The sequence below is a fragment of the Sarcina sp. DSM 11001 genome (assembly GCF_900101015.1).
In the GTDB taxonomy this organism is placed as follows: domain Bacteria; phylum Bacillota; class Clostridia; order Lachnospirales; family Lachnospiraceae; genus CAG-791.
In genome coordinates this window covers 1-26447 of sequence record NZ_FNFZ01000022.1, presented here as the reverse complement: position 1 = coordinate 26447, position 26447 = coordinate 1, and the positions used below count along the sequence as shown (strand labels likewise).

18 protein-coding genes and 1 tRNA gene are annotated in these 26447 nt (G+C 51.1%); 1 reads left to right on the top strand and 18 read right to left on the bottom strand.

What is annotated here, in order from left to right:
* Window positions 1-40: 40 nt before the first annotated feature.
* From nagB to BLT02_RS11945, 10 genes are all read right to left on the bottom strand, one after another.
* Window positions 41-832 (bottom strand): glucosamine-6-phosphate deaminase, encoded by a 792-nt coding sequence (gene nagB, locus BLT02_RS12000; RefSeq protein WP_092995738.1) that lies wholly within the window; start codon window positions 830-832, stop codon window positions 41-43.
* Window positions 833-1644: 812 nt separating this feature from the next.
* Window positions 1645-2670, bottom strand: coding sequence for a DNA polymerase III subunit delta (gene holA / locus BLT02_RS11990; protein ID WP_092995732.1), 1026 nt, complete (start codon window positions 2668-2670; stop codon window positions 1645-1647).
* 138 nt (window positions 2671-2808) lie between these two features.
* Window positions 2809-5823 carry an efflux RND transporter permease subunit gene (locus tag BLT02_RS11980; RefSeq protein WP_092995727.1) on the bottom strand — a complete coding sequence of 1005 codons (3015 nt, stop codon included), beginning with the start codon at window positions 5821-5823 and terminating at the stop codon, window positions 2809-2811.
* Window positions 5824-5887: 64 nt separating this feature from the next.
* Entirely contained in the window at window positions 5888-7612 is a 1725-nt protein-coding gene (locus BLT02_RS11975; protein ID WP_092995724.1) for an efflux RND transporter periplasmic adaptor subunit, read from the bottom strand.
* Window positions 7613-7721: 109 nt separating this feature from the next.
* Window positions 7722-8210 (bottom strand): MarR family winged helix-turn-helix transcriptional regulator, encoded by a 489-nt coding sequence (locus BLT02_RS11970; protein ID WP_092995721.1) that lies wholly within the window; start codon window positions 8208-8210, stop codon window positions 7722-7724.
* 211 nt (window positions 8211-8421) lie between these two features.
* Window positions 8422-9651, bottom strand: a complete 1230-nt coding sequence (locus tag BLT02_RS11965) for a hypothetical protein (RefSeq protein WP_139187593.1) — start codon at window positions 9649-9651, stop codon at window positions 8422-8424.
* Window positions 9652-9820: 169 nt separating this feature from the next.
* Window positions 9821-11143, bottom strand: coding sequence for a sensor histidine kinase (locus tag BLT02_RS11960; RefSeq protein WP_092995716.1), 1323 nt, complete (start codon window positions 11141-11143; stop codon window positions 9821-9823).
* 254 nt (window positions 11144-11397) lie between these two features.
* Window positions 11398-12111 (bottom strand): LytR/AlgR family response regulator transcription factor, encoded by a 714-nt coding sequence (locus BLT02_RS11955; protein WP_175453816.1) that lies wholly within the window; start codon window positions 12109-12111, stop codon window positions 11398-11400.
* A gap of 297 nt (window positions 12112-12408) precedes the next feature.
* Window positions 12409-13644, bottom strand: coding sequence for an AfsR/SARP family transcriptional regulator (locus BLT02_RS11950; protein ID WP_242869794.1), 1236 nt, complete (start codon window positions 13642-13644; stop codon window positions 12409-12411).
* A 322-nt stretch (window positions 13645-13966) separates the two neighbouring features.
* Window positions 13967-16459, bottom strand: coding sequence for a sulfatase-like hydrolase/transferase (locus tag BLT02_RS11945; protein WP_092995710.1), 2493 nt, complete (start codon window positions 16457-16459; stop codon window positions 13967-13969).
* A gap of 241 nt (window positions 16460-16700) precedes the next feature.
* Here BLT02_RS11945 and BLT02_RS11940 point away from each other — a divergent pair.
* Window positions 16701-16771, top strand: a tRNA-Gly gene (locus BLT02_RS11940).
* Window positions 16772-16976: 205 nt separating this feature from the next.
* Here BLT02_RS11940 and smpB read toward each other — a convergent pair.
* The 8 genes from smpB to ruvA form a co-directional block, all read right to left on the bottom strand.
* Complete coding sequence (gene smpB, locus BLT02_RS11935; RefSeq protein WP_092995707.1) at window positions 16977-17447, bottom strand: SsrA-binding protein SmpB; 471 nt, start codon at window positions 17445-17447, stop codon at window positions 16977-16979.
* A 237-nt stretch (window positions 17448-17684) separates the two neighbouring features.
* A complete protein-coding gene (gene secG / locus BLT02_RS11930) occupies window positions 17685-17924 on the bottom strand; it encodes a preprotein translocase subunit SecG (RefSeq protein ID WP_092995704.1) in 240 nt (79 codons plus the stop codon).
* Window positions 17925-18195: 271 nt separating this feature from the next.
* Window positions 18196-19764, bottom strand: coding sequence for a peptidoglycan D,D-transpeptidase FtsI family protein (locus BLT02_RS11925; RefSeq protein WP_092995701.1), 1569 nt, complete (start codon window positions 19762-19764; stop codon window positions 18196-18198).
* A 59-nt stretch (window positions 19765-19823) separates the two neighbouring features.
* A complete protein-coding gene (locus BLT02_RS11920) occupies window positions 19824-21422 on the bottom strand; it encodes an FtsW/RodA/SpoVE family cell cycle protein (protein ID WP_092995698.1) in 1599 nt (532 codons plus the stop codon).
* Between the two features lie 59 nt (window positions 21423-21481).
* The gene (locus BLT02_RS11915; RefSeq protein WP_092995695.1) at window positions 21482-23947 is read right to left on the bottom strand and encodes a peptidase U32 family protein; all 2466 of its coding nucleotides are present in this window, start codon (window positions 23945-23947) and stop codon (window positions 21482-21484) included.
* Window positions 23944-24297 (bottom strand): cell division protein ZapA, encoded by a 354-nt coding sequence (locus BLT02_RS11910; protein WP_092995692.1) that lies wholly within the window; start codon window positions 24295-24297, stop codon window positions 23944-23946. The genes BLT02_RS11915 and BLT02_RS11910 overlap by 4 nt, the downstream gene beginning before the upstream one ends.
* A gap of 44 nt (window positions 24298-24341) precedes the next feature.
* Window positions 24342-25340, bottom strand: a complete 999-nt coding sequence (ruvB, locus tag BLT02_RS11905; protein ID WP_092995689.1) for a Holliday junction branch migration DNA helicase RuvB — start codon at window positions 25338-25340, stop codon at window positions 24342-24344.
* A 42-nt stretch (window positions 25341-25382) separates the two neighbouring features.
* Window positions 25383-26018 carry a Holliday junction branch migration protein RuvA gene (gene ruvA / locus BLT02_RS11900; protein ID WP_092995686.1) on the bottom strand — a complete coding sequence of 212 codons (636 nt, stop codon included), beginning with the start codon at window positions 26016-26018 and terminating at the stop codon, window positions 25383-25385.
* Window positions 26019-26447 lie beyond the last annotated feature (429 nt).

Below are 26447 nucleotides of genomic sequence, written 5' to 3'. Positions count from 1 at the left end.
ATACGCGCAAAAGACTCGCGAACGAGTCTTGAATGTAAAATTAAAGTCTCTCGTTCTTTTCGATATCGAGGAAGTACTTGTAGGTATCCACTGTCAGTTCTCCGCAGGCTTCCTCATCGCAGGCGATGATCGCATTGTTGTGCATCTGCAGGGCACTGCAGGTCCAGCGCTGGCTGACTCCGCCTTCGACTGTCTTGGCAAGAGCGCGTGCCTTATTATGACCGTTGATGAGGATCAGGACTTCTTTGGAATCAGTGACTGTTCCGATTCCGACAGACAGAGCCTGTGCGGGAACCTTATCCATATCGTTGTCAAAGAAACGGGAGTTCACGATCCTGGTATCAGTCGTAAGGTTGCGGACACCGGTCCTGGAATTGAGAGAAGTGAAGGGCTCATTAAAGGCGATGTGCCCGTCGACGCCGATCCCGCCCATGAACAGGTCGATCCCGCCATAGGAAGCGATCTTTTCTTCGTAGCGCGCGCACTCAGCTTCAGGATCATCGGTCATGCCGTTGAGGATGTTGATGTTCTCCGGCTTCATATCTACAAGATGATCGAAGAAATAGTAGTGCATAAAATACCAGTAGCTCTGATCATGCTCGCGGGGAAGACCCAGATACTCATCCATGTTGAAGGTCACGACATTCGCGAAGGAAACCTCTCCCGCCTTGTTCATGCGGACAAGCTCCTGATAAACACCGATCGGGGAAGAGCCTGTAGGAAGGCCGAGGATAAAGGGCCTGTCTTCCTTGTGGTTATTGATCCTGGCGGCAATATAATCAGCTGCCCATTTGCACATCTTATTATAATCGTCCTGAATGACTACTCTCATTATTAATCTTTCCTTTCTCCATAACAGGGAGCTGCGCGGCAGGGAACTTCTGTGAAAGAAATCTTTTTAGGGAATCCTTTCAGTCAAAGCCTTCGCTGTGGTACTTGTGGTACCGCTGTTCCCTGTAATCTCTTATCTCTTCTTTATAATTTCTTCTTTATGCTATCTTATTTTATACTATCTTATTTATACCAGCGGCCATGCCCGGGGCAGGCTCAAACATGTATAAATATCTATAATTTCTGCTTTAATCTTTATTTCTGTTTTCTGTTTTTCTGTGCTGAGAGAATCTTTGTTACAGTCTTGATTCTGCTTTTTACCCTCTCTCTGACGACTCACAGGTCTGTCGACAGCAACAGGTCTGTTCCGGTCTTTTCGTAAGCCTGCCTGTCTGCTGCTGTCCTCTTAGCCGTGGCAGCATCCGCCGAATCTTTCGATAACTGCCATTCCTCGTCAACCTTCTCAGGTCCGGGCGCTAATGTTCTCCTCCGGCCTCCTGCCCGCAGGATCGATTTTACTGTCTGTGCCGCTCTTCCGGATCTCCGGAAATCTAAGTCATAGCCTGGAGATTCCTTTCTGACTTGAAACTGCACAATGCAAATATAATAACAGTTTCTTTCTATTTGTCAATAATAACTGCCTGCTATTTCGAAGAAATCCGGCGGAAATCAGATTGGAAAAATTGGATATAATACAGAACATAATTTAAGGGGAAAGGGAAAACAACCGCAAAAAAAGTAAGTAAAAGCAATTCAAACTGACAGTTCAGCCCGGACGGGCAGCTCATCCACCGTCACAGTCTGGCAGCTGGCTTAACCGCACAGCCGGATGATCGTCATCTCCGCTGCAATACCCGCGTCGATCTTTCCGCTCTTGTAGTCCTGGTCCGCCTGCAGACACAGCTGAAGGGACCGTTCGAGGCGCCCGGTATCCATTCCCCTGGTCACTGGAAGGTAGTTTTTTCGGACGATCCAGGGAGAGAGGCCGGTGCGCTTGGCAATCTCTGCTTCCGGGAGCTTCTGCTCCTGCAGTTCCCTGATCTGCTGGAGACGAGAATACTCCCTCTGCAGGAGGGTCAGGATGACCTGGGAGGGGGTCCTCAGGGCGGTCAGTTCCATGTAAATTGAGAGAGCTTTGTCTTTTTGTCTTCGCGATACGGCCCCGATCAGCTCAAATACCCTGTCTCTGAGAAGGGGTGTACAGATTTCCGATATATCCTCTCCGCTGACAGCCCCCTTTCCCATGCAGTAACCGATCAGCTTCTCCGACTCCGTGAGGATGTTCATCATATCCTCTCCCACAGTCTGGAGAAAGAGGTTCAGGACCGGTCCGTCTATGGCGAGGCCGGCCTTCTGAAAGAGGCCCGCTGTCCAGCGCCCCAGCATCTGAGGAGAGATTTCCTCGCAGTTGAGCACAAATCCGTGTTTCTGGATAGCCTTGTACAGTTTTTTGCGCTTGTCCGGGGCTTCCTCCACAAAAACAAGAGACGCTGTTTCCGGGATCTCTGGTATAAATGCCGCAAGAGCATCGGATTCAACACTGGCCTTTTTAGAAAAAAAGACTGTATTCTCCAGAAGGATCACCCTTCTGTCCGCAAAAAAAGGAAGCGTCTGCGCCTGGTCGATCACCTCTCTGGCAGTTACATCCATACCGGTATAGACAGAGAAATTCATCTCGTCCCCGTCTCCCAGCAGTGCCGCGCGGAGCCGGTCCCGGTTCTGCAGGCGCAGATAAGCCTGGGTCCCGCATACAAGATAGACCCTCCGGAAATTTCCTTCTTTTAATTCTTTATTCAACAGCTTCTGCTGCTGGGCAAAATCTTCCTTTTTCTGTGCCATGGGATTTCTCCAGTATCCACAGCCGGAAAGCCTGTCCGCCAAAAATACTCCTGCCCTGTTCCCGGACAGCGGACTGACAGTTTTCCGTCCCCAGCCGTTTATAGGTATGTCCTGCCCAAAATCCCGGGCAGCCGGACATTATGTGGCGGCAGCCGGCTCATTCTCCTGCTTTTTTTCCTTTTTGGAGATGATCAGGTAGTAGGAAGGCATCATCAGGAGGCACAGGATGGTAGATGCGATCAGTCCTCCGATGATGACAAAGGCCATGCTGGACATCATCTTGTTGCTGGAAAACCAGGCCATGGGTATCATGGCCAGTATCGTTGTGAGCGTAGTCATCAGGATAGGGCGCAGACGGATCTTTCCGGCTTCGACAAGCGCTTCTTCCAGGGGCATGTTCTGCTTCTCCTGGTTGACGGTGTCAACGAGGAGGATACCGTTGTTGACCGCGATCCCCATCAGCATAAGGAAGCCCATCATGGAGACCATATTCATACTGCTCGAGTTTAAAAAGAGCATCAGGAAGGAGCCTATGAGGGAAAACGGAATGCAGGTCATGACCATCAGGGAGAACCTTGGTGACTCAAACTGCATGGCCATCACGAGGAAGACCAGGAATACGCCGGCCATGATCGCGCCGAAGATCGCGGACAGGTTCTCCTCACGGGATTCGTCCTGGAGAGAGGACGAAAGGGTGACTCCCTCCGGAAACTCCAGTTCCGCAGCACCCTTTGTGATTGCTTTCTGTACACGGGATTTTTGCTTTGCGGCCGGCGTCGCGGAAACTGTATTCTGGATCCTGCCGCCGCTCTTCTGGATCATCTGGAGCTGTTGGTCATAACGGATCTCCGCGATGTCACCCAGGGTCACCCTGACACCGGTGGCTCCGGTGAGGACCTTGTTCATCAGCTGGTTGACATCCTCATAGGCGCCTTCGGGATATTTCAGGATGATATCATACTCATTCCCGTTCAATTCCATCTGGTCGGAAGTGACCCCCGTCATTGTCTGGTACAGGTCAAGGGCTACCTGGGCAGGGGCAAGCCCCGCCGCTGCCGCCTTCTGCGGGTCCACGACAATATGACCGGCCGTCTGCAGAGAAGCCGCATTTGATTTCACATGCAGAACACCGGGTATGGCGTACATCATTTCCTCGATCTGTCCGCAGGCATCTGCCAGGCTGTTCACGTCGTCGCCCTCAATGACCACATCCACAGTGTCTGTGGAATAAGTACTGGACATGGCGCTGCTCGACCCTCCGGAAGGAGCGATCGTAATATCCGCGCCGGTCGACATGGAAACAGCCTGTGTATATTCGTCCACGGCTTCTTCACTGGTCCTGGGGCAGTCATCGACCGCATAGGCAGTAATGACCGCCTGATTACCGGAAATCGTCATACCATAGTTTTCAACAAGGTCATCCTCGCGGATCATCTGTTCGATCCATGCCATCTCATCCCCGATAACGGACAGCTTCGTTCCGGAGCGGAAATCCGCCGTTATGGTAAAGCTCCCGTCATAGGACGCCGGGATCAGTTCAAAAGGAAGTGTAGAGGCGATAAAAAACGACCCGATGAGAAGCACCACACTGACGACAAGAGTCAGGACTTTTCTGTGAAGGAGAACACGGATCAGACTGTCATATCCGCTCCGCATATTATCCAGCACGCCATTGGCCAGGCTGGTCTCTTTTTCTTCAGGTCTCACCGTTGTATATAAAAGAGGGACGATGCACAGGGCACTGATCAGAGATGCGATCATGGTGATCACGATGATCATGCCGAGCTGGGAGAACATCTGGCCGGCAAGTCCCTTGATCATGGTCAGAGGGAGGTAGACGACGCAGGTTGTGATCGTGGACGCGACAATACTCATCATGACTGTCCCTGCCCCCTCGATCGCGGCCTGTTTTACATCCTTATTCTGTTCAGAAGAGCGGAAACAGCTCTCGATGACGACAATGGAGTTATCTACGATCATACCGATCGCGATGACCAGCGCTCCCGCAGTGATGATATTGATGTCGTAGCCCATCACGTACATACACACGAGGGTAGCGAAGACAGAGAGCGGCATCGAGCTGCCGACGATCAGGGACGCCTTGATGTCGCCGAAAAAAACAAACAGGACGACCATGGCGAACACAACTCCTAAAAGAAGGGTCTCGGCCACTGATTTGAGTGCGTCCGTAATCTCCTTTCCCGCGTCATACATCATGTCATAGGTGACACCTGCATCCTGCTGCTCGAGTTTCCTGATCGCCTTGCGCACACTGGAGGCGACCCTGACAGTCGAGGCACTCTGGACCTTGGACACCTGGATACTGACGTTATCTTCTCCATTATACTGACTGATCGAATCCGGGTCCTGGGAGCCGAGAGAAATATCAGCAACGTCCTTTAAGCGGATCTGAGCTCCCGTCTGGGTCGTCACCACAGTGTTTTCCAGCTCCTGGAGAGTCAGGATCTCCGAACTGGTACTGATACTGATCTCCTGGGAACCGGCGCGGATCTTTCCTGCCGGAACGTTGAAATCGACTGCTCCGATCGCTGCCGCGATCGAGGTGATATTCAGTCCGTACTGGCGCATCCTGTCTTCATTGAGCTGGACGCGGACATAATTGGTTTTGCCTCCGTTCACTTCGACCCTGGCAACATTGCTCACACTCTCCAGGGCGGGAACGACTGTCTCATTAATATAGGCCATCATATCCGAGGATCCGTTGCTCGTCGCCGAGATCATGACCGTCGGCATCTGATTGACGTCCATCTCAATGATCGTGGGATCATTGGCATCATCCGGAAGGGAGAGCATGTCCAGAGCTGCCGACAGAGATGTGTAGGCATCATTCATATTCTGATTGTAATCATAAGTGAGTCCCACTATACAGTAGTTATTGTAGGAATAGGAGATCACATTATCCACACCGCTGAGGGTCTCAGCGGCATCCTCGATCTTGCTCGTCACCAGAGTATCGATACTGGTGGGATCTGCTCCGGGATAAACCGTATAGATGAGGTACATGGGGAGATCGATATCGGGTACAAGCTCCATATCAAACCCCGGGATGGAGAACAATCCGAATACAATGATTCCCAGTACAACAAGCGCCGTGGACACGGGGCGCCTGAGGACAAGTTTCGTCAGGTTCATTAAGGGAATATCCTTTCTTATGGATCAGGTGATGAGGATCCACCGCCAGAAAAGCTGTCCGTATTTATTTTTTCCGGCTGTCTGTCCCTGTCCCGGAGCTGCTGTTACCGTTCTCCTGCTCGATGACTTGTACGATCGCTCCGTCCTTGAGTCCTGCTCCCCAGGTTATGATCACTTCATCCCCTTCGATCAGGCCGTCCAGGATCGCGATCGTGTCGTTGTTATAGGGTCCCGCTGTCACATCCCTGCGGACAGCCCGGTCATTCTCAACAACGAAGACATAAGCCTGGTCATCGTCATAATAGACCGAGTCAAAAGGGATCAGGATCTTGTCCTTAACAGAATTTGTCACCATGGAGAGGCTCACGTTCGTATTCGTCGAAAGGTTCTTGTCGCCGGGTGACGTGATCTGGGCATCGATCTTAAAAAGCCCTCTCTGCTGGTCTACCGCTGTGGAAATGGAGGATATCCTCCCCTTCACTTCTCCGCTTCCCGCTTCTACAGTCACCCTGTCCCCTTCCCTGACATAATCCCTGACGTCCTCAGGGACGTAGAAGGAGACCTCCATCAGCTCCTTGTCCGAGATCTTAAAAGCAGGCATTCCCTGACCGGAGGCCTGGTTCTCTGTCACATTGACCGCCTCTACGATCCCGTCGATCGGCGACCTGACCGTGTAGAGATCCTTCTGGTACTGGGCTGATTCAACACCGGTCTGCGCTGCTTTGATCTGGGCATCATAGGCTTTTGTGTTGCCGCCCGTCTTTTTCGCAGCGTCCTCCGCTGCATCAATGTTGTCCTCGAGGGTCCTGATCTGGGTCTTGATCTGCTTGATCCCGTTCTCGAGCTGGGTGATGGAGGAGAGGGACTGCGAATAAGCCGATGAAGCTTTTGAAGCGGCGTCCTCCGCCTGATCCATCTTGTCCTTCAGAGAATCGATCCCGAAATCGTTCAGGTATTCGACAGTGAGCGGGACCTCGGCCAGATCCTCCGCAAGCTGAGCCGCCGTCTGCTGCTTTTCCAGTTCTCCCTCAATTTCTCCATCCGAATCAGAGTCCGGAAACTCTATGATAAATTCATTTTCGGAAGTACCGCCCTCGATAGAGGTGATGACAGGTTCAATGGGGATGGAAACGTCCGGGATCGAAGCCTCGACCAGTCCGGCCGTTGTGGTACAGTCCGGATTCTTCTCCAGGAAATGCTTGTACTGGAGATAGAGCATCTGAGCCCTGTCATAGACGTTCTTTGAAGCAATATAGGTCTCCTGTGCCGCATCCTGTCCCTGTTTTAAGGCATCGACACTCTGCCTGACCTGCTCCAGCTGATCCTCCTGGGTCTTTTTCTGCTCCTTCAGGGTCTTGAGCTGCCCTTCCAGGGAGGTGATGCTGGTTCTGGCCTGCTTGCGGGCGGCATCGATCTGATCCTTTGCCGCTTCCTTGCCGGCTTTGGCAGTATTGACCGCATCTTCAGCACTCTGGAGCTGGAGGCTCGCTGCCTTATCATCAAACTGACACAGTATGTCCCCCTCGCTGACCTTGTCGCCTACCTTGACATTGACTTTTTTGACAGTACCGGCTACAAGAGGAGTGACATCCACAGAATTGTGGGGAGCCATTGTGCCGATATAGGATCCGGTGACCTCCAGAGTCCCTTTTTCCGCGCTCTGCGTCCTGACACGCGTTGCCTGAACAGCAGTTTCAGTCTTTTTTTTGCCTTGACAGCCGGACAAAAGCCCGGCTGTCATCAGGATGATCAAAACAGCTGCCGCTGCCCTTTTCCCATTTATTTTCATATTATATCTCCAGAGCCGATCGTGCAGTAATACTTGCAGCTATGGTCTCGCGGCTACAAACATGTATGGATAAACTACGCATTGCTCCACGCTTTGGCGCTCTCGCACATCAGCTGTTCTCTCCCAGGAGCTTATCCAGGATCCGGATCAATTCACGCTTTTCCCCGTCTTCCAGATTCCGGAAAGCATCTCCGAGAAAAGAGATCAGTTTCGCCAGTAAATCCTCAGCCTTTTCCCTTCCGGAGGAAGTGAGCCTCAGAAACTTTGCTCTTCTGTCCCCGGCATCATCGATCCGTTCTACATATCCATCTTTGACCAGTCTGCTGATCGTCTCGGAAAAGGTGGAGGGACTCACACCCATTTCGTCCGCGATCTCCTTCTGCTTGGCACCTTTATCCTTGAACAATAAAAAACAGAGAATAACTTCCCGTTTAAAAAGCGACAGAGGACCATTCCCGGATGAAGCGTCCCTGACGTTCCGGGAGGCCAGAGGCACATCGGTCGTACCGATCCGCATCCATCTCACAAGGTGGCGGAACCTGTCAAGCAGGAGCAGGTTGATATCATATTCAGCATTTTTTACAATGTCTTTATCCACTTTATTAACTGATTTCCCTTTGTTTTTGTTCGAACCAATATTATTCGTCTCCGAATATTATACATAGCATTGCCGACATGTCAATTATCATTCACGCGATTTGTTTTAATCGGATCGTCGTGCAAAAAAGGCGAAAAACAATTTGAAACTTGTCGACAAGTGACCAACATCTCTGTTCTGATTTTCCTGTAAAGATAAATGTATTACCGGATCACTGCTCAGCGGCTTTTTCGTCAGTTGTGAGGTAAGGCCGGTCCTCGGCGATCCTCAGGCCGGTCAGGGCATTGATCTCGGAAGCTTCGAAGTGATTGGCATAATAAGAGCTCATCCTGACCTTCCTGTCGTCCCGGATATAATAATAGCCTTTCCTGAGTTTTCCCTGCTTGTCATTATATCCGCTCAGATCATTGAAGTCATAGGACATTTCGTACAGATTGCCCTCCGGTCCCCTGAAAGAAAAATGCCAGGCATTTCCGGAAGGTTTAAAACCCTCTTTTTTTAGAATTTCATAAAGCGTTCCGAAACTGATACCGGCATATCTGGGATTGCCGATCACATCGTCATAGTACTCTCTCTGTGAGGGATCTGCGGCAGCCGGGTTCACATCACTGTCCCCGCCGACAGCTTTATAGATCCTGACGGTACCGGGAAGGTTGACCAGGGTATCGATCTCCTCCGGGGAAAATTCACTCAGCGCGTTTTCGAAACGGTAATCCAGGACACAGGCCAGGTAATTATTGGTCATCTTTTTCAGAGCTTCCTTATCGATGCTGCCGAGATTTCCCTCTGTGTTCCCCTCTCCGGTCTCATAGTCCACTGCCCGCCTCAGGACGCTCTCATAGCAGACATGGTAGTTGACGTCCAGTCCCGGATAGCCCGACTTTTCAGCGGCTTCACGGACGGCGCACAGGTCTTCATAGCAGTCGTTCAGAGAAGCCCGGTCTGTGAAACTGCAGTACAGGTCCACCTTAATCAGGCCGGAATTGTCTGTCCTGGTAAAAGAGATCCGGTCTGTCCCCGGGAGCTTACCCCGCTCAAACAGAGAGAGAAAGACACAGCTGTCATAATCATTCAAGAGCCGGTTTTCCACTTCCTCCATAGCCCAGTAATAGTCGTCGAGAACATGAAAAACTATCCCGTCGGTATTGTCCGTCACCGTCCACAAATGATCCAGATATCCTTCCTCATCTTCCAGGATCTCTCTGTATTCATTCGGAACTGTAAGATCATTGTGACCGGCTTCCTTACTGGCGTAGCTTTTAATCTCACCGGCAGTATATTTTTTCACACAGCCCTGGCAGAGCAGAGCTGCTGCAAGGAGTATAAGTACAACAGCGAGCCGGCGCAGGTCTGCCCTCCTGCCTTCATAAAAAGACAAAGAAGCCCGGAGGAAAGACTTTTTCATCCCTTCCTGCGACAGCGCGGTCTCTGTTTTTTTCATCAGTTTCCCCTGGATCATTTTTCTGTAAACATCAAAGAAGCTGCAGGCTGCAACTCAGGAAGCCTCGAAGGTCGAGGCGTTTTGGCGGTTCATAATCATAGTGGTTCATTATGACCACGGTTCATAAAACGAAACAGCGCTTCAGGCATCTGTAAGCGGTTCAGGGCAGTCAGGAAAGATACAGCAGAACGGAGACACAAAACAGGTCTCCCTTGGTTTCAAATTCTATTACGCCATCATAACGGTTGACGATGTCCCTGACGGATTCCGTGCCGATCCCTGCGCCTGCGTGTTTCATCGAGCGGAATTTTCCCATCTTATCCCTCTGAGGCTCTGTCTCATAGGTATTGTCGATGGCCAGGGCAAATGTGTTCTGCGAGGTCTGTCCCCTCACATGGATCTTTCTCTCCCCGGAACGCTGCCGCTGGCAGGCTTCCAGCGCATTTTCAAGAAGATTGCCGAACAGAATGCTCAAATCCGTCTTCGCGATCTTGACGTCCTCGGGGATGCCCAGATTTACTTTATAATCAATGTTGTCTCTGCTGGCTTCCTGAGAAAAATAGGAAAGAATTCCATTCACAGTCGTATTGCTGCAATAAGTCAGGGTCTCCTCCAGCTGATACCTCTCTCCAATCTCGTCCAGATACTTCTTAAGTTCCTCAATATTTCCCGCTTTGACATAATTTTCCATGGTCACGATGTGATGTCTCAGATCATGCCTTCCCTGTCTGGCGGCGGAGATTCGCTGGTTGAGATCATCGTACTGCATGATCTGCAGAGTCAGTGCATGGTTTTCCTCCCTCAGCCTCAGATAATCCGCGCTTTCCCGGATCAACCGGAGGATAAGATAATAGATCAGGAAAGAAGCCAGATTGACTATGCCAAGGAAAAAAACATTGGACGGTTTCAATACCCACTCCAAAGCATTGCCGGTCCCATAAAATTCATGCGCCCAAATGAGATAAAAAGTCGTGGGAACAAGCCAGCTGAACTGCCAGACATATCCGGGCTGCATATCTCTGGACAGGTTGTCTTTTTCCCATTTCATAAACCTGTATACCGGGAGCTCAATGACTATAGAGACCAGAAGAAGGCATAAAGAAGCTGTCCACCGGTACCTTTCCAGGGCCATCTGAGGGAAGAGAAATCCCTCCAGACACTTGGCGGAAGCCGTGGTCATGTAGCCTACATTTATAAGCATGAAACAGAAAAACAACATTTTTCCGGGATGCGCATCCAGAGCCGCGACATACAAAACAGCGATCAGGATAAAGCCGATCAGCTCAGCCACCACAATATAATAGGTAGATGGCGCAAAATACGCGTTATAAAGACTTGCGATCATCCAGATCGCGAGGATCAGTTCATAAATCAAGGTAGTGATCTTTGCGGAAAAGCGTTTTCTGTCCACGAATGGATAGAAGGCAAGAAAGATAAGCGGTATAGAGCGTAGAAGATTGAAGACAGCCGCTTCCAATAACGAGAATTGCATTTATTTATTTTCCCCAATAAACAAATAGGGGAAGCCGCGTTCCCCTATCCAATCCAGCGAAATGGCTATAAGTGGATGCTGGTTGGCATGACGCACAAATTGCCATTTCAAGTATACAGGGAATGCAGTTTTTGTGCAAGCCGGATACCCAGGGGGAATTGCATGACAGTCTGTACAGGCTATACACGCTCTCAACAGGGCGTGTATAGCCTGTACAGCAGCAATGAACAAAGATCATTTTGAACGGTGACAGTTTACAGTCTGACCTGTCTGAACAGGTAATCGGCATGAGCCTTCCGGATCTCGGCAGTCCTACGGCGGCTGACAGGAACCTGGAGCCCGTCAGCCAGAAAGATCGTCCCGTCTTCAAACCTCTGAACATATTCCAGATTGACAATGATCCCCTTGGTACAGGTCACGAATCCATCGTTTTTGCAGAGGATCCTCTCTATATCAGCCTGGGATGTCCTGATCTTTTTCTTGCGGTTGCTTTTCAGATAAAGGACGATCCTGTGATTATAGTATTCGGAATAAATAATATCATGCAAAAGACAAGTAGACTTGTCCGGCAGGACAATGACTCTCTGCCTCTCATAGTCCTCAAGATTGATGATGCTCAGGGCCTTCAGGATATCTTCGTGCACAAAGGGTTTGAGAAGGTAATAATCCGCGCGCAGGGAATAGCTTTCCGCGGCAAAGTCATTGCTGGTCGTCACAAAGATCAGACGGACAGACTTGTCTTCCTTCCTTACTTCAGCTGCCGCTTCGATCCCGTTTATCCCGTCCATATAGATATCAAAAAAGATCAGGTCGTACTTTCCCTTTTTAAAACCGGAAAGGAACTCCTCTCCGGAGGAATACAGATCGATCGTCTCCACACTGTATCCCTTCTCCCGCAGGGCGCTGTCCAGCTCCCGCTGTAAAGCAGTCCTGTCTTCCAGTCTGTCGTCCACTATTGATATGCGCATGATAATCTCCTGTGTGAATACAGGTTTACAGGGATATGATAACATAGCCGGGACGTGCTTGTCATACCGGCTGGTACACAGTTTTTCTCAAAGCTGCTTTCGTTGTTTTTCCAAAGATTCGCTCTTAGTTTTTTCAAAACTTCGTTCGTGCAGGTCAATACTGCAGCAGCTTAAGGCATTCTCCGTCAAACAAAGGAAACGCCCATCCGGCTGCAGAGCAATGTTCAGAGCAAAGTTCAATGAACACATTGCTCTGCAGCCGGATGGGCGATAATAACAGGCTGTCCTGTTATAAGATCAACTGGTTTTTCTAAAAAGGGTCCTCTCATCGGGAGATATAACGGTAACATCATACTGAACACTGATACGCTGTCTGCCGACGATAAACTGTCTGTTGATGCGCTGCTGCACGAGTGTGCACTCCTCCCTGGTCGCATCTGTAAGAAGGATAAGACATTGTCCCCTGCCATAGGAACATACCGCATCTCCGCGGCGGACACTGCTGCAGGCACTGTCGATCAGACGGTCAAAAAGTCTGTCGAGCACATTTCCCTCTTTCATCGGGTTTCCTTTTCCGTCCAGGATGGTGCAGAGCATCAGACAGGAGGAAGCCCCGGTCCTCTCAATGAGGCGGCGGTTTGAGCGGTAGATTCCCTGGAAGACGGGATAGCTGCACAGATATCCTTCGGACGGTGTCCCGGTGTCTCCTTCCAGGTCTCTTGTAATATCTTCGAGGACCGTGTGGTGATGGCTGATCCCCTTCCCGAGATGCTCGAACCATTCGACGATCTTTCCGGAAGGATGGACGCCGAGCTCGTCGAGATAATACTTGACTGTGCATTCATAAAGGCGGATGGCTTCGTCATACTTGCGCATTCTGACAAGTGCTTCCATCGTCATGGACTCCCAGTCGGAAAGAGGGGAGATCACGGAAGCAAACTGTCCAAGCTCCTTCATCCGGTTATAGTCCTGCCTGTCCCTGAGCAGGTCTCCGGCCTTTTCGACACAGGTGGAAAAAATCTCCTCATACCGGATGGATTCGCGGACAGCCCACACATTGCCTGTCTGCATAGGGAGGAACTCTCCCCCGTAGCGGTAGCATGCTTTAAGGAAATATTCCAGGCGATTTGAAGAATCCCCTTCATTCATTGCCTGATTGTAAAGATCCTCAAATTCACGGGCATCCTCAACTACTTCGATCTCATCTGTCCAGTAGAAGACATCCTTGTCAGAAAGGATGTAATTGACCTTGGGAAGACCGGACTTTTCGAGGTATTTCTTTGCATTATAGATGACGCTGCGCAGGGAGTGATGCGCATTGTCAACTTCCCTGTCCCCGAAAAGAAGCTCCTCAAGACGGTCACGAGTAACACCGCTCTTTCCGGAGTGGATCAGGATCTGAAGCAGTGCATTATTCTGGGAGACCGAAGACTTCGAGGAGCCCGCGATCGTCCGTCCGTTATAGCTCATGGAAAAACCACCGAGCATCTTCACGCACAAGATGTCCTTTTGTTTCTCTATTGCAGCTGTCATGACTGATCCCTTCCCCTTTTGGATAACATGCATTAAAGAAGCTTAAAAATACCTCTCAACACTTTTTTCTACGATATTAGTATATCCTTTCGGAGTCAAAAAGTGGCTTCAATTCGAGTCGTATTTGTACCGTTTGAGTACAGTTTGTGTATGTTTTGAGTACGGTTTGAGCACAACCCGGGCAGGGTTCAGTCATGGTTTGGTGCGGACATTTGAGAAGGGTCCAAACACTCGGCTATAGCCGCAAATATAAAAGAACAGGACCAGCTTTAAATGATCGTGCCATTTAAAGCTGGTCCTGTAACCATCGGTTTTATTGATATCAGTCCGCAGTCTGAAGGGAAGGCTCCTTCCTTCTGGCTCCCAGACCGTCATAGGTATTGAATTCCACACTGTCCACCACGACGGAGTGTTCATTGTCATATATGACAAAATTCAGGCCGATCCTCTGGACGGCGTATTCCACTTCATTGATCTTTACCGAGCAGGTGAGGTATCTGCCGGCTCCGCCGCCCGCTCCGCTCAGGCCTCCCTGGCTTATTACGGAATACTGGGCACCGTCCGGCAGTGTCCCTGTACAGCTCAGTTCCTCCTCGCCGATCTCCTCGATCTTTTCCTGTCCCGGGATCAGAACCGCGTAATAGCTCCATCTGTAGTGTCCGGGCAGGGTCTCTTCAAGCCCGAGTTCATGGAGCAGATTCTGGATCTCTGTATCGATCTGTCTGGTGCCGTCATCGCGGATCGCGACAAAAATGCTGTACTGCCTGTTTTCGGAAAGCCTGCGGAGATACTCATAAATATCTCCTGTGCGGAGCGTCAGGTCACCTGTGACCCGCCCCGCCTCAAAATTGCGTCCGGATTTTCCGTCGACGTAGATATACAGATTACAGGATTTGAGGTTGATCCCCTCCTCTCCCGTCAGATGTCCTGTATATACGTTCTTTCTTTCATTTTTCAAAGGAATCGTTACGACTCCCTCCGGATCATCATTGTCCGAGATTCTCGCCTCCACAGAGTTGATCTTCTCATAAATATTTTTAAAATCCTTCACTTCGAAGGAAAGCTCCCCTGTATCTCCGTTGCACTCTGTGATCGTGATCGAGGAGCCCGGGGTGAGGCCCTGCTTGCGCAGCAGGTCCATATCGTAAATATCGATGTCTGCGAGCTTCTGCATAAAGGAGCTCTTTTTGCTGAGGTCCTCCGGAAGCTCCTCCATGCCGTATTCTTCCAGCAGGGTATCCGCGGTGCCGTAAAGATTTGTCCCCAGTCCGAGCCGGTCGCCCTTGATCTTGACTCCCAAAGCTGCCAGAGTTGTCGGTAAATTATCCAGTGTCGTGTACTGTCTCTCCCGATCAGGATCAGCAGGTTCACAGGCCGAATTGAGATAAGCCGTATAGGTCCTCCGGTCATAGGAGGCGGGAACCTCGATACAGAAGTCACTGTCCATGGTCAGGTGGTCACCGTTCAGAACAATCGTCGTATTTTCATAGAAGTCCTGCTGCTGGATCCAGCGGACGAATTCGCTCACCTGTCTGCTGGAGCAGGCAAAGGAATTGGCATAGCGGTTTCCTTCAAAATCATCCCTGCAGAGCCTGCAGCGGTACCCGTCCTCGAAATGAGTGTCCACTGTCAGCAGAGAAAAATTAAAGGGTTCCTCCTCTGCCGCCATTTCCAGGATCTTGTCTTTCGCATAGGAAAACAGCTTTTCATCCTCAAAGCCCCAGAACACATAATAGTCCTTGGGAATATATCCCTTTTCGATTGCCCATTTGTAGTCGCAGATCTCAAAGTCTCCGTGTTCTGTCAGATAGAGCCGCCTTCCTCCAAAAGTCGCGTCCGATCCCATCATGAAGGCCTGGTTATACCCCTCCCCGTCGAGGATGTCCCCCAGGGTCGTCACTCCGGAAAAGAAAGAATCCTGCGTATCCATCTTGTTGAAGGAGCCTCTCTGATCAGTGAACTTTTCACTCAGATCCATCTTTAGAGGAAGTCCGGAAGACTGCGTAAACATACCTGCCATCGTATAGGTGGAACCAGGCATGACATGACCTCCGTTGAGAAGGCCTGAATTCCCGCTGAAATTATCGCCCTCCATGGACAGTTCAGTCAGTTCAGGGATGATGTCCTTCTGGAAAATGCCTCCGTGTTCCGGATCTGAGAAAGTCATCTCCATTGACTCCAGGTAGATGTAGATCAGGTTCCGCTTTTTTTCAGGAAATGTCATGGCCGTTTTTTTCGGATCCACATAATTATCCTCGATAAAAGAGGAATCCTGCATCTGGTCGCTGATGTAATGGATCAGATCAAGCTTAACAGTCCCCACTATAGCCGAGGCGATCAGAGCTATAAATGCTCCGATCAGGGTTCGTTTCACAAATGTCCCCCTGGCTCTCGGGGCACGCCTGGTGTGTACGATCATGGCGACTCCGCAGAGCGCGATCAACAGGGCGGGGAGCAGGCATCTGGTCACATATTTTTCCAGCATTCCGCCGCCGGTACCCTCCAGGGGGGCACGCAGATGGAAAATGATCTCATCCATCTTAAGACCGGCCCAGGTCGTGAAAGCCCAGATCTCGCTGAATACAAGCACTGCGGAAACAGCCATCAATACGACAGCGATCCCCGCAAACAGCTTCCCCTGTGAAAGGGGACGGCGGGAAACAGGCCGTTTATTCATTTTCTGATCTGCGGATCCGGCATCAACAGCCGCGCCGCGGGATTCCTCCCGGCTGCTGCCGGTATCTGTCCTTGGAACCGGCTCCTTTTTTCTGCGGATTCCGCGGGGTCTGTCGTTAAGACTTGGTTCTCTGTGCATTCTCTCTTCCCGTTTTATACTATCGTTTTATACTCTTTTATTTACACGTCCCGGAAACCTTTACTTATCGGATCCGGTGTCTTGTTTACAAGCCCTGTTTTTAAAGCTGAAACTTAAAAAGCTTAAATAAAAGCTTAAAGAGCTTAAGTAAAAAATGATGAGCTGAAAAAACACCTCTTGCAATGCCGGATTTTTCTGCTATAATAAGTTTTGTGCTTCAAATAAACGCACAAATAAATACGCAGGTGTAGTTCATCGGTAGAATACCAGCTTCCCAAGCTGGGGAGACGGGTTCGATTCCCGCCACCTGCTCTTCTCATCCGGCTGTTCCTTTTGGAACAGCCGTTTTGTGTTTTTAGCCTTCCATGTCTGTTAACGTTTTGTATTTGTTCACATTTTGTTTTTTCACGTTTTGTGTTTTTCCGCTTGTGTTTTTCCGCGTTTTTTTCGTTTTTTTTCGTTTTTTCGATTTAAAGACACTGAAGGCATTATGCCGGAGACATACAGCAGTCCGGAATCAGATCTTCAGTTCATTCCTGTATTCCCGTTCCGCTTCGCGGCGCACAGCTTTTTTGCGCAGGTCATCCCGTTTGTCATAGAGCTTTTTGCCGCGGGCCAGACCGATCTCAATTTTGACAAGTCCCTTTTTAAAATAGACCTGGAGAGGCATGATCGTGTATCCTTTGGTCTGTACCTGTCCCTGGAGACGAAGGATCTCCTTTTTGTGCAGGAGAAGCCGGCGGCGTCTGAGGGGTTCCCTGTTAAAAATATTCCCCTTCTCATAAGGACTTATGTTCATGCCTTCAATAAAGGCCTGGCCGCCTGATACTGCGACATAAGCCTCCTTAATGCTGCATTTGCCCATGCGGATCGATTTTACTTCCGTCCCGAACAGTTCTATGCCGCACTCATATTTTTCTTCAATGAAGTAATCGTGATAGGCCTTTTTGTTGTTGGCAACGAGTTTTATCGCATTCTTGTCTGCCATGTTTAAACCTCCGCGCACCCCGCCCGGCTGAAAGTGAAAAGCAGCGCGCTCCTGCTGCCGGTTAAGATGACAAAACGGCACCCTTTCAGGGTGCCGCAGCTATCCCATTCATTCCGCTGTCAGACAGCTGATGTGCCGGAAACACTATACCCTGTCTGTCTTGCCCGGCTCCCTGTTTCCGCGGGAGACGATCCAGTTATTGCGACCAGTCCGGACCAGGCAGGCGGAACCGGATGATCAGAACAGATGCATATTGAGGAGGACAGCGAGAACAAAGAAGGCCACTACAAGACCGGCTGTAAATCTGGACAGGAAGCCTTCCATGGATCTGCCCTTATTCTTTCCCCAGTAAGTGTCATTCTGTCCGGCGAGAGCGCCGAGGCCCTGGTTCTTGCCCTCCTGCATCAGGATGATCACTGTCATGATGATGCTGATGATGATCATGATAACTGTCAGCACAATACGAAGAATAGTCATTTTCAAGTCCTTTCAGATTTCCATGCTTTTTTCATGTTTCCAGTCCTGCTCCCTCACTCCCCTGCCGGGTGCGGCGGCTCCGGAAACTTTTTTATGATATCTTATGCCAATGACATCTTATGCTATTGATATCTTATGCTATTAATATCTTATGCCATCTTCTGTCATTCAGCTTGTCGATCAGCTGCAGGTTCCGCCAGCTGTTTAGCTGTGTCAAATCCCAAACATTAGAATACTATCACATACCGGATTGTCATGCAAGCAAAAAGTATCAATATTCTTCATACCATCTGTCCAGGATCTGCCTGGCGATCGGAACCGCTTTATCGCTGCCCGCGCCGCTGTTTTCAACCAGCACAGTGATGCACAGGTCCGGTTTTCCCTCTTCTCCATCGTCGGCATCCACAGTAAAGCCGGTGAACCATCCGTGGGAGTCCTCTCCATCCCCGAACTCCGCTGTTCCGGTCTTGCCGAAAGCGATATAGTTCTGGGAATAATTAAATTCACTGGCTGTTCCGTAAATGCCGTTCTCGCTGTCAATATGCGTGACCCCCCACATCAGGGAGCGCAGGCTCTTTGCCACATTGCTGTCAAAGAGCGTCGCCGCCTGCCTGGGGCTGTATTTTTTCAGAACATCCTCTTCGGCTGAGCGCACGCTGTCGATCATATAGGGGCGCATCAGCACGCCGTCGTTGGCGACGGCCATAGTGAGCATGTTCATATGAAGGGGAGAGACGCCAGTAGTCCCCTGTCCGATCGCGACCTGCATCAGGTTGTGGGTGCTGATCTCCCCTTTCTCCAGAAGCTGGGAATGGCTCTCGGAATAAGGCATATCATAGGGCAGGGACTTGTCAAACATCAGCTTTTTGAGAGTGCTCCTGAACCGGTTTTCATCAAGCTTCTGCGTAACCAGTTCCGCGAAGGCGCTGTTGCAGGAATTGGCAAAAGCTGCGGCCAGGTCCTGGTCACCATGGTGCTGATAATCAAAGCAGTGGATGCTCTCATCATTAAAGGTATAGGTTCCGTCGTCACAGCTATAGGAGAAAGTATCCAGTGCATCGGGATCCTCCTGAAGCAGTTCAATGCAGTCAACGATCTTGAAGGTCGAACCGGGAGGATAGATTCCCTGGGCGGCGCGGTTTACAAGCGGTGCCCTGTTCTCATCTGTGCGCAGATACTCCCAGGTCCCCTCCAGCTCCGACGGTTCAAAACCCGGCAGGGAAACCATGGCCAGGATCCTTCCTGTGGAGGGCTCTGTGATCACGACAGCTCCTCTGTAATCCCCTGCGCGCAGTGCTTCACAGGCATACTGCTGCAGCTTTGTGTTCAGCGTCACATAGACATTATTTCCAGGATACAGGGAGAATTCTTCATCGTATTTGATCCTGCTCTTAAAGGAAATGTCCGAGGAGAGCATTTCATATTCAAAGAACTTTTCGATCCCGCCGCCGCCATTTATATAAAAGCCCACAGTATGGCAGAAATCTTCCCCGAAAGGGTAATAGCGGTCATTGTTATCGTCGGAATAAGCCAGCGTCTCACCGTCTCCGGAAATGACACTCCCTCTGCGGTTTCTTTTCTCCAGCAGTTGGAACCTCTTGTTGTAACCATTGCCAAACAATTCTCTTTTGTTCACGACTGCATACCTGCAGAAAGAAACAGACATAATGGCAAACAGGAGAATAAACGCCACCGCAGTAAACTGGATCTGGTGCCGCGCTCTCGTTCTGAAGCTCTCCACATGCACTTCCCCTGTCTGCGCGTCGTTCCGGCCTGTATTGGAAGTATCCGGAACTCTGACACCGCTCTCAACCGGATCCTGTGCTTTTTTCTTCAACATAGTCTAAACTCCGTCTGATTTCTGTTGTACATACGCTCCAGAGAGGCGTGTACAAGTGATCAGTCATCAAAAATCCCTTCTTCCGAAATCCCGTTCACAGGAAAATTATCCGGCATCCCATTGTCACTATAATAAGGATCCTCCCGCATATCACGGGAGTACATTCCGGTCAGAGTTCCATTCTCTCTGTAATAACCGGGATCCTCCGGCATGTCCGGAACTATTTCACTGTCGTACATCTGGTCTGTCAGGCCGCCATCCAGCGGGTGCTCCCTCTCGTAGCGCTCCTCAAATATAGCAGTCCTTTCATTATGCAGGATAAAGATCATCTCCACGATTCCCATCATGATCAGCGTAGACAGGATCGAGCTGCCGCCGTAGCTGACCAGCGGAAGCGTCACTCCGGTCAGGGGAATGAATTTTGTCTGGCCTCCTACGGTCAGAAAAGTCTGGAAAATATAGCAGACTGCCGCCCCATAGGTAAAGAGCTGGAAAAACCGGTTTGAATAGCCCGCCGAAAGAATAATGATCCTGATAAAGCAGTTGAGGCAGATCAGGAGGAGGCAGACGGAAAAAACCAGTCCCATCTCCTCACAGATCGCGGCAAAAAGGACATCGGTCTCCACTTTGGGGATGCTGTGAGGTGAGCCCTGTGTGAGCCCTGTTCCCCAGGGTCCTCCGTAGCTGATCGCAAAGAGGGACTGGGCGATCTGCCATCCCTTGTTCTCGATGATCTCCTTCATGAAGGGGTCTCTCCAGATCAGAACACGTTCCTTGAAATGTTCAAAACGGTAATACAATACCAAAGCGCCTACTCCCCCCAGGAACGCTCCGGCGGCGATCACCCGCCAGCGGCCAGTGGCAAGAAAGAGCATCATCAAAAATACGATAAAAAAGATGAGCGCGCTGCCAAGATCCGTAGACAGGACCAGGATGCCGACATGGATGAGCGAAAGGATCGTTGCGCAGACAGCTTTTTCCATAGTCACTTCCGTGCTCAGTATCCCTGCCAGCATGAGAAGATACAGGATCTTGACAAATTCCGACGGCTGAAAGGTTAAACCGGCAATCGTAAAGGTGATATTGGCTCCGTAGGTCAGGCCGCCCAGCAGAAGGACGCCTCCCAGCATCACAATTCCAACAACGGCAAACAAAAGCCACAGATGACGCAGAGAATCAAAGAATCTCCTGAAAAACGGGATAATGAGCATAGCCATAAGTCCCGCCGCGGCCATCACAAACTGCTTGATCGGTTCATTTGCCTTGTAGGCGATTTCATCCCAGGATCCGTAATAGGCGATCCTGGAGATCATGACGAAGCCAATGGAAAGCAGCATGCATAGATTGTTGAAAAAAAGCATGTTCGCTCTCTCATGGACGATCCTGTACAGCACCATGAAAGCGAGCATAAAGAGGATCTCCATGGCACAGAGGAGGCAGATGAGGCGCCCGTTTCGTCCGCGGACGACCCATGCGATCGTCATATTAGCGTTGATCAAAAAAGCAGTCAATAACAGCTTCTGAAAGATGCTGATCGTATGCCTGACTCTCTCCGAATCAACATCGACTCCCAGCCAGGCGAGAATCGTAAAAACCGCCACGATCCCGGTATTCACATATTTTGAAAGTGAAATGACGTAAGCATTGAAAACACTCATAATTGAAAAGCCTCCGCGCTGCCACAGATCATTTTATAATCCCCTACAGTTATAATCCCCTACAGCGCCCCGGTCTTGTAATGTCCGTTAGTAAAGTCTCTGAAGGGAGGAAGAGAGATCTGTCCCGTTCTCCCCGGTCTCTTCTTTCCCTGCCTTTTTTGTTTCCCGGGAGAGCCGGTCAGCTCCGCAAAGTATTGAAGGATCTGCCTGGTCTCATCTCCGCCTTCGATCGTGAACATGCAGAGTTTTTTTCCCGTTTTCCTGAAAAGCCCGGAATCCGCAAACTGATGGAGGGAAAGAGGAACTGCGTTATAGATGGTATTGGAACAGTTTCCGCAGCGGCACCTCACGGGGAGGTGTTTCCCCATGCGGTCTTCCAGATACCAGAAACCTTCCTGTCCCGAACAGAGATTCTGTGTCTTTCGCACACAGCCCGCAGTCTCCATCATGGGGATCCTCCCGTAGACCGGCAGGATCATTTTATCCATCTCTCCTGCCGCCTCCAGGACCGCCCGCTGTTCCAGCTCGAGGGAACAGACGATTCCGCTGCAGTCTCCCGCCAGGGCTTCCATGGAAAGCCGGTTCCAGGCATAGAGAGATGCATCGGCAATGATCTCACCTTCATATCCCGACTGCAGGGCGAGCTGCAGCTCCTCAAAGGTCCTCACCAGGATCCCGCTGAAGCCGTTTCCGGCTGCATTCAGGATAACGCTGCGTATACTCTCTCTCTCAGAGACGCGAAAAACAGGCGGAAGGGCACAGATCCACCGAATTTCGGTCGATTTTAAGGGATAATTGTTTCCTCTTTGTGTCTTTTCCGGAAAAACATGCTGCCCGTAGTCCTTTTTTTCATACAATCTCTGATCATACCCGGGCAGGTCCTCCCCCATAGAAAAAAGGCCCTCCGGAGAGACCGGAGGCAAGAAACTCCCGTCCAGAATGACGCAGCTGCAGCCTGCCGCAGCCGCGGCTTTCATCTGCGCCCGTGTAGACACGAGCGCCCACAATTCCTGCCGCTGCTCCTTCTGCAGTGCTATTTCTCCGGGATTTTTTTCTCCGGCAACAGGATCGGCCGGACTTGTCCCGGTGTTTTGTTCTGTTTTTCCTTCAGCAGGGGGATTCGGCTGACTTGTCCCGACAGACTTTGCATTTTTTCTGCAGCCGTCGGTCAGCCGTTCCTGAAGAAGGCTCAGAGCCTCTCTCCTGAGAGCATTGATGGCGCTCACCGGCAGGAATACGCTGTCATCCGCTGTCACGTCCAGATCCCCAAAGGTGAAGAGGGTGTTCTTGGTCTTTCGAAGCCTGGCCTCCAGCTCTTCCCTGTCGAGGGGACGGCCGCGGGCCGGCTGGACGACTGCTCCCATAGCTTTTGCCCGCACCTGTCCTGCTCTCACTTCGAGTGCGGCTGGTTCACCGGTTCTGAAAGAAGCTTTTCCCTTGACCTCTATAGAGGGAAGGCCGGTCAGAAAAGATCTGCGGATCTCCTCCTCCAGAGCGGCGTCCGTCCCGGCATAGCCGGGTTTCCCGATCGTAACGAGTTCTCTGCCGTTTCTCTGATGATAATACCCCGTCCCGAGATCCGTGCGGATATAGAGGGAGCGCAGCTTCTCCAGGTCTTCCCCTTCCACCTGCCAGGGCCCGGGTCTTCCCGCTTCCATCCAGGCATAGCACCGGTCGATATACTTGCGGTAAATGGCTGTGACCCCTGCGGCATAGACCGGTTTTTTCATTCTGCCTTCGATCTTAAAAGAATGGATCCCGGCATCGATCAGCTCGGGAAGGATTGACAGGACGCACATATCCTTCATGGACAGCGGATAATATTCCTTCAAAGCACTGTCCTTCCCCGCCGGGCGGCCTTTTTCGTCAAGGATCCTGTAGGGAAGGCGGCACGTTCCGGCACAGCGGCCCCTGTTTCCGCTCCTGCCTCCGAGAAAGCTCGACATCAGACAGCGGCCGGAATAGGAGTAGCACATGGCGCCGTGGATAAAGGCCTCAATCTCGATCGGCTCCATTGCCGGGTTCCCGCGAACCATTTCTCCGTCCTCCCTGCGCAGCGTATTGATCTCCTCCAGAGAGAGCTCTCTGGCAGGGACGACCCGCCGGATCCCGAATTTTCTCAGGTATTGGACTGCTTCAGCCGATGTGACGGAGAGCTGTGTGCTCGCGTGGAGCGGCAGACCGGGACATGCTTCATGGAGGGCCTCCAGGACACCGATGTCCTGGACGATCACGCCGTCCAGTCCCTTTTCATACAAAAGATGGACGAACTCCACCAGCTCGGGCAGCTCCTTCTCTCTGGTCAGCACATTGGCTGTCAGGTAGATCTTCCTGCCCAGAAGATGGGCTTCCTCGAGCGCCTCCAGAAGCTCCTGGGTGGAAAAATTATCCGCATATGCCCGGGCCCCGAAGCGCTGGCCAGCCAGGTAGACAGCGTCCGCCCCGGCGCTCACCGCTCCGATGAAGGCTTCTCTGCTCCCGGCTGGCGCAAGAAGCTCTGCTTTATAGGGAAAAAGTCTGTTCATGTAGTTTCTCTTTTCTGAGCCTGCTGAGTTCGTGAAGCGGATTCCAGCTTCATCTGTGTGGCTACCAGCTCATGCTTGAGGTCCGCCAGATCCTGTTCTCTTTCCTCCAGAAGCTTCTGGAGCCTGCGGATCTCGTTTTTTGATTTAAAATAATCATCCGCAAGATTGAGCTGCAGCAGGACGCCTCGCATCTCAAAGGGCACATTGCGGTACTCCTCATCGCTTTTGAGCTGGGCGATCTTTCCATTGAGATAAGAAGCGACCTCCTGCAGGTACTCTTCGCTCTCATTTCCGCTGAGTGTATAGGTCTTTCCGCCAATAGTCACCTTGGTCGCGTTCTTTGAAGCCATAGCCTGTCCTCCATTGGATGTGTCAGGTTTACGGTGTATCCGGTTTATAAGGTCCCGGCTGCACTCAAGTGTTCATAGGCCCTCGCTGTCGCCATACGGCCCCGGGGCGTGCGGCTGATAAAGCCGTTCTGCAGCAGATAGGGTTCGATCAGGTCCTCTATGGTGCCCGCGTCCTCTCCTATAGCCGCCGCCAGGGTATCCAGCCCCGCCGGTCCGCCGTCGAACGCCGAGATCAGTGTAGTCAAAAATCGTCTGTCCGCCCGGTCAAGTCCCATCTTGTCCACTTCCATCAGGTCCAGAGCTGTGTCCGCGACCTCCTTTGTGATCTTTCCGTCGTAGCGGACCTGGGCAAAATCCCGGACCCGTTTCAGGATACGGTTGGCCAGCCTGGGTGTTCCCCTGCTGCGGCGGGCCAGCTCCAGCGCTCCTTCCGGAGCAATGGAAACATCAAGCTTTTTAGCTGAGTTTTCTATAATGGTCCTGAGTTCTTCCGGTGAATAAAACTCCAGCCTGTGGATCTCCCCGAACCTGTCGCGCAGAGGCGCCGACAGAAGTCCCGCCCTGGTCGTGGCCCCGATCAGAGTAAACTTTGGCATCCTGAGACGGATCGACCTCATCTCCTGCCCTTTTCCGATCAGGATATCGATCGCGAAGTCCTCCATTGCAGGATAAAGGACCTCCTCGACCTGTTTATTGAGCCTGTGGATCTCATCGACAAAAAGAATATCTCCCTCTCCGAGCCCGTTCAGGACCGCGGCCATCTCCCCGGGCCTCTCGATCGCGGGTCCGCTGGTGACCCGGATATTGACGCCCATCTCATTGGCGATGATATTCGCCAGCGTGGTCTTGCCTAATCCCGGAGGGCCGTAAAAAAGGATGTGGTCCAGAGGTTCCCCGCGCTGCTTCGCGGCCTCTATGGAGATCATCATGCTCTCTTTGATCCTTGTCTGCCCTATGTATTCTGTAAGACGCTTAGGCCGCAGAGATGTCTCAACCTTCGCGTCCTCATCCGTAAATCTTGTCTCAATCAGTCTTTTTTCCATGGATGAATCCCCATCCTGTTTTCATGTAGTTTTACATCATTTTTACAGATATCGCAGCGCCTCGTGCAGCAGCGCCTCCGTGTCCTCCTTCTGGACGCATTTTTTAACAGCGCGTGAAGCTTCCGCCCGCTGGTATCCAAGGGCAACAAGGGCTTCGACCGCCTCCGATGCAGGCGTACCGGCCAGGGACTCCCCGGCTGCAGCATCCCGCTGCAGGCCTTCCGCCAAGCCGGTCAGACCTGCCCCATCGGCAGCTGCCGGCACAAAACCGGAAGAAACCCTGTCCTTCAGGTCCAGGATCAGGCGTTCTGCAGTCTTTTTTCCGATACCCGGCGCCCTGGAGATCATTTTTGCGTCTCCTGTCACGATCGCAAAGCGGAGGTCATCCGCCGAGAGCACGGAAAGGAGGCTCAGTCCTCCCTTCGGACCGACCCCGCTCACTGTGATGAGCAGCTTAAAAAGTGCCAGATCGCCGCGGGACAAAAAACCATACAGGGCGATCTGCCCCTCCCTGACATACATGTAGGTATAGAGCTTAACAATATTCCCGGTCCCGATCGAGGACAGATTTCCAGACACTTCCGCCGAAACATTGACTTCATATCCCACCCCGCCGACATCAATGACAGCGAGATCGCCAGAGAGGTATTCAAGAGTTCCCGATAAAAAAGCGATCATAGTTTCCTCACAGTGATTTAACAGATTGACTTTTTATTTTACCCCAAAAAGGACAGTAATGCAAATTGTTTGAAATATGCTGTTGCTGATACGTTGATTCGTCACTAAACTGATCAAACCATTTGTCGCCACTCTGCTCTTTTAGCTGTCTTTGCAAGATGTGGTTGAACACTGGCACTGGTCATTGACACAGTCAAGGACATCCTGTGATTTATCCCTCCCGCCCCCAAAATCGGGGCGTGAGCATAAAACACAGGATCTTCCTTGACCGTGCCCGCTTCCCGTGCCAACAGGTGATTAAGGGGTGTTACACACCCCTTGTCCATACAGGACGTGGCTTCTACTATTCGGTACCATCTGTTTCTGGAAACGGAAGGAATAATTCATCGTCCATATCATATATCTCCGGCGGATAAAGAGGCGCAAAAG